General features: G+C 69.0%; 7 protein-coding genes. 4 read left to right on the top strand and 3 right to left on the bottom strand.

Annotation, left to right across the window (positions count from 1 at the left end):
• The first annotated feature begins 77 nt into the window (after positions 1 to 77).
• On the top strand, positions 78 to 1,448 hold the full coding sequence (locus tag VFU06_04810) for a sigma-54 dependent transcriptional regulator (protein HEU5208713.1): 1,371 nt from the start codon (positions 78 to 80) through the stop codon (positions 1,446 to 1,448).
• Positions 1,449 to 1,454: 6 nt separating this feature from the next.
• Here the strand turns inward: VFU06_04810 and VFU06_04805 are convergent, their stop codons facing one another.
• Both VFU06_04805 and VFU06_04800 read right to left on the bottom strand, forming a co-directional pair.
• Positions 1,455 to 2,651, bottom strand: a complete 1,197-nt coding sequence (locus VFU06_04805; GenBank protein ID HEU5208712.1) for an ABC transporter permease — start codon at positions 2,649 to 2,651, stop codon at positions 1,455 to 1,457.
• Positions 2,648 to 3,559: an ATP-binding cassette domain-containing protein gene (locus VFU06_04800; GenBank protein HEU5208711.1), complete on the bottom strand. Its 912-nt coding sequence runs from the start codon at positions 3,557 to 3,559 to the stop codon at positions 2,648 to 2,650. The genes VFU06_04805 and VFU06_04800 overlap by 4 nt, the downstream gene beginning before the upstream one ends.
• Positions 3,560 to 3,791: 232 nt before the next feature.
• Here VFU06_04800 and VFU06_04795 point away from each other — a divergent pair, with 232 nt between their 5' ends.
• Together VFU06_04795 and VFU06_04790 are read left to right on the top strand one after the other, a co-directional pair.
• A complete protein-coding gene (locus tag VFU06_04795; protein HEU5208710.1) occupies positions 3,792 to 5,159 on the top strand; it encodes an ATP-binding protein in 1,368 nt (455 codons plus the stop codon).
• 61 nt (positions 5,160 to 5,220) lie between these two features.
• Positions 5,221 to 6,933 carry an NAD-binding protein gene (locus VFU06_04790; protein HEU5208709.1) on the top strand — a complete coding sequence of 571 codons (1,713 nt, stop codon included), beginning with the start codon at positions 5,221 to 5,223 and terminating at the stop codon, positions 6,931 to 6,933.
• 153 nt (positions 6,934 to 7,086) lie between these two features.
• Here VFU06_04790 and VFU06_04785 read toward each other — a convergent pair whose 3' ends face one another.
• Complete coding sequence (locus tag VFU06_04785) at positions 7,087 to 7,635, bottom strand: hypothetical protein (protein HEU5208708.1); 549 nt, start codon at positions 7,633 to 7,635, stop codon at positions 7,087 to 7,089.
• A gap of 276 nt (positions 7,636 to 7,911) precedes the next feature.
• On the opposite strand from VFU06_04785, the gene VFU06_04780 reads away from it, so the two are divergent.
• Positions 7,912 to 8,570, top strand: a 659-nt coding sequence (locus VFU06_04780) for a DUF1206 domain-containing protein (protein ID HEU5208707.1), incomplete at its 3' end; no start/stop codon positions are given.

The following is an 8,570-nucleotide window of genomic DNA, read 5'->3' as shown; positions in this document are numbered from 1 at the left end:
AGCCCCGCCGCGTTGCCTCCCCAGCCACCACCCGACATCTTCCACACGGCCCAGCACCACACCCGCATCAACCCGAAATGTCGAAATCCCAGCACGCAGACGCCCCCCGCGTCCTCATCGCCGACGACCAGCCCGACGTCCTCGTCGCCCTCCGCATGCTCCTGCGCGACGAAGGCTACGACCTGACCACGGCCACGTCCCCCGAGGCCATCCTCCGCGCCCTCGACGAGGACAATTTCGACGCCGTCCTCATGGACATGAATTACACGCGCGACACGACCACCGGTAAGGAGGGCCTCACCCTCCTCCAGGTCATCCGCGCCCAGGATGACACCCTCCCGGTTCTCGTCATGACGGGCTGGTCCAGCGTCGAGGGTGCCGTCGCTGCCATGCAGCACGGGGCCAACGATTACATCGAGAAGCCCTGGAACGACGAGCGGCTGCTCCACACGCTCCATACCCAGATCGAGCTGAGCCAGGCGTTGCGGCGGGCGCGTCGCGCCGAGGCGGCCAACCAGCGCCTCCAGAAGTCCGGCCTGCCCGTCATGATCGGCGACTCGCCGGTCATGAAGGAGGTCCTGACCGTCCTCGAGCGGATCGCGCCGTCGGATGCGAACGTGCTGATCACGGGGGAGCACGGCACGGGCAAAGAGGTCGTCGCGCAGTGGCTTCACGCGGCGTCGAACCGCGCGGACCGGCCGCTGGTCACCGTGAACGCCGGCGGGTTGTCGGAGGGCGTCGCCGAGAGCGAGTTCTTCGGTCACGTGAAGGGCGCGTTCACCGACGCGCGCACGGACCGCATCGGCTGCTTCGAGCTGGCGGACAGCGGCACGCTGTTCCTGGACGAGATCGCGAACACGTCGACCAAGCTGCAGGCGAAGCTGCTGCGGGTGCTCCAGACCGGCGACGTCCAGCGGGTCGGCAGCTCGCGCACGATCCACGTCGACGTGCGGGTGATCGCAGCGACCAACGCGGACATCCGGGCCGAGGTGAAGGAGGGGCGGTTCCGGGAGGACCTGCTCTACCGGCTGAACACGGTCGAGATCGCGCTGCCGCCGCTCCGCGACCGGGGCGACGACGTGCTCCTCCTCGCCGGGCATTTCCTGGGCGAGTATGCGCGCAAGTACGACCGCAAGTTCGCGGGGTTTGATGGTGCCGCGCAGCAGGCGCTGCGGGCGCACACGTGGCCGGGCAACGTGCGCGAGCTGGCGCACGCGGTCGAACGCGCGGTGCTGATGGCGCCGGGCGAGCGCATCACGGCGAAGGACCTGGGCCTGCAGCAGCGCGAAGCCGGTCGCGGCGAGGACGAGCTCACGCTGGAGGAGGCGGAGCGCGCGTTCATCCGGAAGGTTCTGGCGAAGCACGGCGGCAACGTGCAGGCGGCGGCGGAGCAGCTCGGGATGAGCCGGAGCGCGCTGTACCGGCGGATCCAGCAGCATGGGCTGTAGCCCCGCCTACCTCTCAAAGATCCACCGCCGCATCTCCGCCCAGCTCGGCTCCTTGCCATACATCAGCATCGCCATCCGGAAGATGCGGCCCGCCGCCGTGCGCAGCAGCACAATGCCCGTCGCCAGCAGCAGGAGTGAAATCCCCACCTCGAACGAACCCACGTCGCTCGTCATCATGCGCGCCGGCATCGCCGCGGGCGACGTCGCGGGAAACAGGCTCAGGAACCGGCTGAGTCCGCTGTCCGGCGAGCCGGGCACCATGTAGGCGAGGACGGTGGCGAAGACGGGCAGCATGAGGAACGAGCCGCGCGCGGAGTGCTGCGGGTCGTCGATCGTCGCGGCGATCGCACCGAAGAACGCGAACCAGAAGAACAGGCCGAACATGGCGAATAGCAGGATCAGGACGATCGTGCCGGGGTCGCCGAGTGACTGGGGCAGCGTCATCGGGTCACCGCCGAACATGGCCCGCGAGATCAGGAACACCGCGGCGAACGCGACGACCTGCACGAGCACACCCACCAGGCTGACCAGCATCAGCCCGAGGATCTTGCCGTCGATCCACGCCTGCGGTGGAATCGCCGAGATGACCTGCTCGGTCACACGGATCTGCTTCTCCCCCGTGATGCTGGCGAAGATGTAGCTCATGCCGACGAAGACGGTGAACAGCATGAGCGAGATCACGATGATCACCGTCAGCCGTCCGCCACGCCCCTCGCCCGCGCCGGTCGCCGTGTAGCTCACCTCCAGCGCGGGCGGCGCCAGGATGTTCTCGACCTGGTCGCGGCTCAGGCCCGCGCTCGCGATCATCTGCTCGCGCCGGGCGGTCGTAACCAGCGCGTGTACGCCGCCGGCCCAGTCTGCCTCGCGACGCAGCACGAGCTCGACGTCGTCAGGGCTGTGCACGATGAGCAGCCCGTCGAACACTTCATCGTTCACCGCGTCGCGCAGCTGCTGCTCGTCGGAGCGTGGATGGGCGACGAACGTGTACTCACCGGCGCCGGCGCTGCTGACGGGCAGCACGTCGTCGCCGATCACCGCGATCGTCCGGACGCGGTCGGCGTCACCATCGTTCAGGCGCGGCAGGACCACGAAGGCGCCGACGACGACCATCGTGACCAGCATCCCGACGATCTGCTGCTTCCACTTGATGTAGCGCTGGAACTCCCAGCGCGTGACCGCCATCGTCGCTCGCCAGTACGTCATACGCGCTCCTCGTCGTGGCGCCCGATCGAGCGGACATAGACATCGTGCAGGGTGACGGGATGCGACTCGAGCTCGCGGACGTTCAGTCGCGTGCCGATCTGTGCGAGCACGGGCGAAAGCTCCAGCTCGTCGGGCACGAATACCTCGAGCACGTCGTCCGCCACCTGCTGCACCTCGATGCCCGGGATGCTGCCATCGAAGCTGGCGGGCGCCGCTTCGGCCAGCGTGACGAGCAGGCGACGTCCGGTCGTCCAGCGACGTCGCACGGCCGGCAGCGTCCCGCTCAGCACGGTCTGCCCGCGGTTCAGCACGAGGATGCGGTCGGCAATGCGCTCGACGAGCTGCATCTGGTGCGCGGAGAGCACGATGGTCATTCCGTCAGCGCGCAGCTCGCGGAACAGGTCGAGGAAGAAGTCCTGGTTGAGCGGGTCGAGACCGGAGAACGGCTCGTCGAGCACGGCGAGGACGGGCGCGTGCAGGATGGCGCTGATGAACTGGACCTTCTGCTGGTTCCCCTTGGACAGCGCCTTGAGCGGCTCGCCGGCGCGATCGGACAGCTTCATGCGCTCGAGCCACGTCACGGCTGCATCGCGTGCCGCGCGACGTGACATTCCGCGCAGTGCGCCGAAGTGCACCAGCGTGTCGAGCACCTTCACGTCGGGGTAGAGGCCGCGATCCTCAGGCAGGTAGCCGATCTCGTGCGGCGCGGGGCGCGACTCGTAGCCGTCGAAGGTGATGCTGCCGCTGTCGGGCTCCATGAGCCCGAGCACCATGCGGAGCAGCGTGGTCTTGCCGGCGCCGTTGGGGCCGAGCAGCGCGAAGATCTCGCCCCGGGCGACGTCGAACGAGACGTCGTCGACGGCGGTGACCGTCGCATACTGCTTCGTGATCCGGTCCGCGGTGATCATGCGATCGGCTCCGATGTGTGATATGCCGGCTGGCCGGGCGGGTACAGCAGCGCGACGGCGCCCCTACAATGCCCGCCGCGGAGTCCGGCGACAACCCGGCTGACGCGTTCTCTGGTGCGGCCACCCGGCCCGCCCTTAGCTTGCGGCACCCGGCTCCGTCGCGTCGGCGGCGACCCGGACGTCCCGGCAACGAACACCGCAGCGTGCACCCACTCATCCCCCGGCACCGTCCGTGACCCCGCGCAGCCGCTTCCGCGGCCTCGAGCACGCCGTCGTCCGCAACGTGCTGCTCGGCGGCCTCCCCGCCGTCGTGGTCGCGCTCTGGCTGCTCTGGACGCACGAGTTCTCGACCGAGCTGCGCTGGACGCTCTCGCTCTTCCTCCCCGCCTTCTGGATCGGTGCCGCGATCAGTGCGTATTCGCGCACGGTGCGGCCGCTGCAGCTCCTGCAGAACCTGCTCGGTGCGCTGCGCGAGGGCGACTACTCGCTGCGCGGTGCGGGCGCGCACGGCGGCGACCTGCTGGGCGACGTGATGGGCGAGGTGAACGAGCTGGGGGAAACGCTGCACAGGCAACGGCTCGCGGCAGTCGAGGCGACGGCGCTGCTGTCCAGCGTGCTGGCCGAGATCGACGTCGCGATCTTCGCGTTCGATGCGGACGACGAGCTGCGCCTGGTGAACCGCGCGGGCGCGTCGCTGGTGGGGTCGGTGCCCGATGCACTGATCGGCAGGACCGCGGAGGACATCGGGCTCGCGGAGTACCTGGAGGGGCCGCCCGCACGCACGCTGGACCACGCGTTCCCGGGCGCGACCGGTCGCTGGGAGATGCGGCGCTCGGAGTTCCGGCAGGACGGGCGGCCGCACCGGCTCATCGTGCTGGGCGACGTGACGCGTGCACTGCGCGAGGAGGAGAAGCTCGCGTGGCAGCGCATCGTGCGCGTGCTCTCGCACGAGATCAACAACTCGCTCGCGCCGATCCAGTCGATCGCGCGGTCCGTGCGCCGAATTCTCGAGAAGGAGCTGGTGCAGAGCGATCGGGTCGCGGACGTCGAGGAGGGGCTGGACGTCATTGCGAACCGCTCGGAGGCGCTTGCGAAGCTGATGTCCGAGTACGCGCGCCTGGCCAGGATGCCGGCGCCCAAGCCGAAGCCGATGCAGGTCGCGTCGCTGGTGGAGGGCGTTGCGGAGCTGGAAACGCGCCTGGAGGTACAGGTCCGGCCGCCGGCGTACGGCGGCGACGTCGTCATCCATGCGGACCGGGCGCAGCTCGAGCAGGCGCTGATCAACCTGCTGCGCAACGCGGCGGACGCGTCGCTCGAGACGGGCGGCAGCGTGTCGATGACGTGGCGCTCGGATGCGCGTTTCGTCGTGATTACCATCGAGGACGAGGGCAGGGGCCTCGACGCGACGGCCAACCTGTTCGTACCCTTCTTCACGACCAAGCCCACCGGTTCCGGCATCGGTCTCGCATTGAGCCGGCAGATCGTGGAAGCGCACGGCGGCTCGCTGCAGCTGGAGAACCGGCGGGACCGGCGCGGTGCGCGGGCGACGATCCGGCTGCCGCGCGAGGGCGCGGCCGCGCAGGCATCATACACCGAGTGAAGAATCCAGCGGATGCACCAGGCACGGACAGGCGGAGCGCCGCGATGCACGGGATGAGCGCATGAAGTACCTGACGACGCAGGTCATGGCATTCGCGCGCTCGGGCGACGCGCAGCAGAACCTGCGCATCCTGGCGCGCTACCTGATCATCGTCGCGCTCATGGTGGTGGTGTACTCGGTACTCTTCCATGTGCTGATGGTCATGGAGGGGCAGAGCCACTCGTGGCTGACCGGGTTCTACTGGACGCTCACCGTGATGTCGACGCTCGGGTTCGGCGACATCACCTTCCAGAGCGATGCCGGCCGCTTCTTCTCCGTGGTCGTCCTCATGTCCGGCGTCGTCGTCCTGCTGGTGCTGCTGCCGTTCACGTTCATCGAGTTTTTCTATGCCCCGTGGCTGGAGGCGCAGCGGCAGCGGCGCGCGCCGCGCTCGCTGCCGCCGGGCACGCACGGCCACGTGCTGATCACGGACGATGAGCCGGTGGCGCTCGCGCTGATCGAGCGGCTGCGCTCGCACGAGCGGCCGTATTACCTGATCGAGCCGGACCTGACGCGCGCGCTGGAGCTGCACGACCTCGGCTTCCAGGTCGTGGTCGGGCAGCGTGACGACCTGGAGACCTACCGGCGAGCGCGCGCGGACGAGGCGGCGATGATCGTCGCGACGGGCGACGACTACATGAACACCAACGTCGCCTTCACGGTGCGCGAGCTGGACCCGTACGTGCCCATCGTCGCGTTCGCGCGGTCGACGGATTCCTACGACGTGCTGGAGCTGGCCGGTGCGTCGCACGTGCTCAAGCTGACGGAGATGCTGGGACAGTCGCTGGCGCGGCGCAGCGTCGCCGGTGACATCCGTGCGAACATCATCGGGCGCTTCGGCCAGCTCGTGATCGCGGAAGCTCCCGTTGCGGGCACGCCGATGGTCGGCAAGACGCTGGGCGACGGGTGGCTGCGCAATGCGACGGGCCTCACGGTGGTCGGCCTCTGGCGGCGAGGCACGTTCGTCGTGCCACTGCCGGACCAGCCACTCGAGGCGTCCACCGTGCTCGTGCTGGCGGGCACGGTGGAGCAGCTCAACAGGTTCGGCGAGCTGACGGCGATCTATCACCTGGGCGAGGCGCCCGTGGTGATCCTGGGCGGCGGACGCGTCGGGCGTGCGGCCGCGCTGGCGCTGGCGTCGCGCGGCATCGACTACCGCATCGTCGAGAAGGAGCCGTCGCGCGTGAAGATCCCCGGCAAGACGGTGGTCGGCTCGGCTGCGGATCGCGACGTGCTGAACGCGGCGGGCATCGAGAGCGCGCCGACCGCGATCGTGACGACGTCGGACGACGCGACCAACATCTACCTGACGATCTACTGCCGGAAGCTGCGGCCGGACATGCAGATCATCAGCCGTTCCAACCTGGAGCGGAACGTCTCGACGCTGCATCGCGCTGGCGCGGACTTCGTGATGTCGTACGCGTCCATGGGTGCGAACGCGGTCTACAACCTGCTCGAGCGCGACGACCTGCTGATGATCGCCGAGGGGCTGGACGTGTTCCGCACGCCGGTGCCGCCCGCGCTCGTGGGCAAGACACTCGCGGAAAGCGGGATCCGCGAGACGACGAGCTGCAGCGTGGTCGCGATCGAGCAGGACGACGAGGTGCTCGTGAACCCGCCACCCGACACGGTGCTGTCGTCCGAGGAGGGCACGGAGCTGATCCTGATCGGCACGACGGAAGGCGAGCGGCTGTTCCTGAAGACGTACGGCAAGCCCGCGGACGGCGAGAAGTGAGAATGCAGACCAGCCGGGGCAGGCGGCTGCTGTGGTTGGTGTGACGGCGTGACTCTCCGCCGCTTACGATGAACGAGGAACGGCCCGTGGTCGCCGGCTGGCGCCACGGGCCGTTCACTGCTGCTGTGCCGCGCGAGTCCACCGCGCGTCGCGTCAGCTCTCGGGCGGGCCGATCTCCGTCTGCAGGGCGATGACCTCGAGCTGCTCCGCGACGAGGGTAGCGCGCAGCGCCTGCAGCTCCGCCTCCAGCTCCGGGCTCTCGACCGCGGTGAGCAGGTCCTCATCGATGATCCCGATGTTCTGCTCGTAGAGGTCGACGAGGACCTGGACGTACTGCCGGTCGAACTCCTCGCCCGTGTAGATCGACAGCAGGTTGGCGATGTCACTCGTCTGGCGCGCGATCGCCTGCGAGAGGGTGGTCTCGCGCACGGTGATGTCCAGGTCCAGGAACGCGTCGAACTGCGCCTCGGCATGCGTCGAGATGCTGTCCGTCAGCGTCAGCAGATCCGTGTTCTCGCTGTCTTCCGCGAACGCCGCGACATTGAAGTGCTGCTGCGCCACGCGCAGCCCGACGCCGATCACATGCCCATCGTTCACATCGACGTCGACGGGGTCGTTGTCACCCAGGCATCCGGTCACGGCCAGCGCGCCCAGCATCAGCACCGCTGTGGCGGCGATGCGGCCGATTCGATACTGCTTCATACTGCCTCCTCTGACTTTCATTCGTTGCCCCGCATCGGCGGTGCATGTGGCTCAGGGGCGCAATTTGGGCGCCAGTCGGCGATCCGGAAAGCGCGGGCCTGAATTGGAACGTTCGAGCGACGTGAAACCCTACGATCGCGGGGCCAGCCGTCGTGCCGGTGACGCGAGCGCGTCCAGCCGACGAGCGGGCCCAGCCTGTCGCTGTGTCCCGGGCGCGGTCGGTGGAAGGGCGGTCCGCCGTTTGCCTTGATGGGACGCAGCAGAACAGGAGGCAGAATGGCAGGTCCGATTCGCGTCGTTCGAGCAGGCGAGGAATCCGCGCGCGCCGTGGGCGCCCGCGGCGGGGACTGGGTGGAGCGCTTCGCGCGCTTCGGCCTGGCGAGCCGGGGCGTCGTGTACATGATCATGGGCTGGATCGCCCTGCGTGCGGCGCTCGGCTCGGGAGAGGCAACGGGCGCGAGCGGTGCGATCCGGTCGCTCGTGGACGAGCCGCTCGGCCGCGTGCTGATCGGCCTGATCGCACTCGGCCTCGCCGCGTATGCGCTCTGGCGCGCCTATGCGGCACTCGCCAATCCCGAGCGGGATTCCGCCGGCGAGCGCGTGCTCCACGGCGTCATCGCCATCGTGCACGGCGCGCTGGCCGTCACCGCCGCCCGGCTCGCATTCGCAGGAAGCGCGGCCACGGACGGGAGCGGCAACCGGGAGGCGGCGAGCTGGAGTGCACGCGCAATGGAATTGCCGGTCGGTCGGTGGCTGCTGGTCGCGGCGGGTGCCGCGCTGGTCGGCTACGGGCTGTACCAGGTCTACCGCGGTATCCAGGCGGATCTGGACGAGATGCTCGACCTGTCGGATGTGGCGCCTGAGCGCAGGGCGCTGCTGCGGCGTGTCTCGCGATTCGGCGTCGCCGCGCGCGGCGTCGTGTTCGCCTTGATTGG

The sequence above is a fragment of the Longimicrobiales bacterium genome (assembly GCA_035764935.1).
In the GTDB taxonomy this organism is placed as follows: domain Bacteria; phylum Gemmatimonadota; class Gemmatimonadetes; order Longimicrobiales; family RSA9; genus DASTYK01.
Note: the sequence above shows the minus strand (reverse complement) of the source record. Positions and strands in the feature narration are given on the sequence as shown.

What these genes read in the sequence shown, in the direction of transcription:
- VFU06_04800 (HEU5208711.1), bottom strand. Translation starts at nt 3,559, where the DNA reads ATGATCACCGCGGACCGGATCACGAAGCAGTATGCGACGGTCACCGCC.
- VFU06_04805 (HEU5208712.1), bottom strand. Translation starts at nt 2,651, where the DNA reads ATGACGTACTGGCGAGCGACGATGGCGGTCACGCGCTGGGAGTTCCAG.
- VFU06_04790 (HEU5208709.1), top strand. Translation starts at nt 5,221, where the DNA reads ATGAAGTACCTGACGACGCAGGTCATGGCATTCGCGCGCTCGGGCGAC.
- VFU06_04785 (HEU5208708.1), bottom strand. Translation starts at nt 7,635, where the DNA reads ATGAAGCAGTATCGAATCGGCCGCATCGCCGCCACAGCGGTGCTGATG.
- VFU06_04810 (HEU5208713.1), top strand. Translation starts at nt 78, where the DNA reads ATGTCGAAATCCCAGCACGCAGACGCCCCCCGCGTCCTCATCGCCGAC.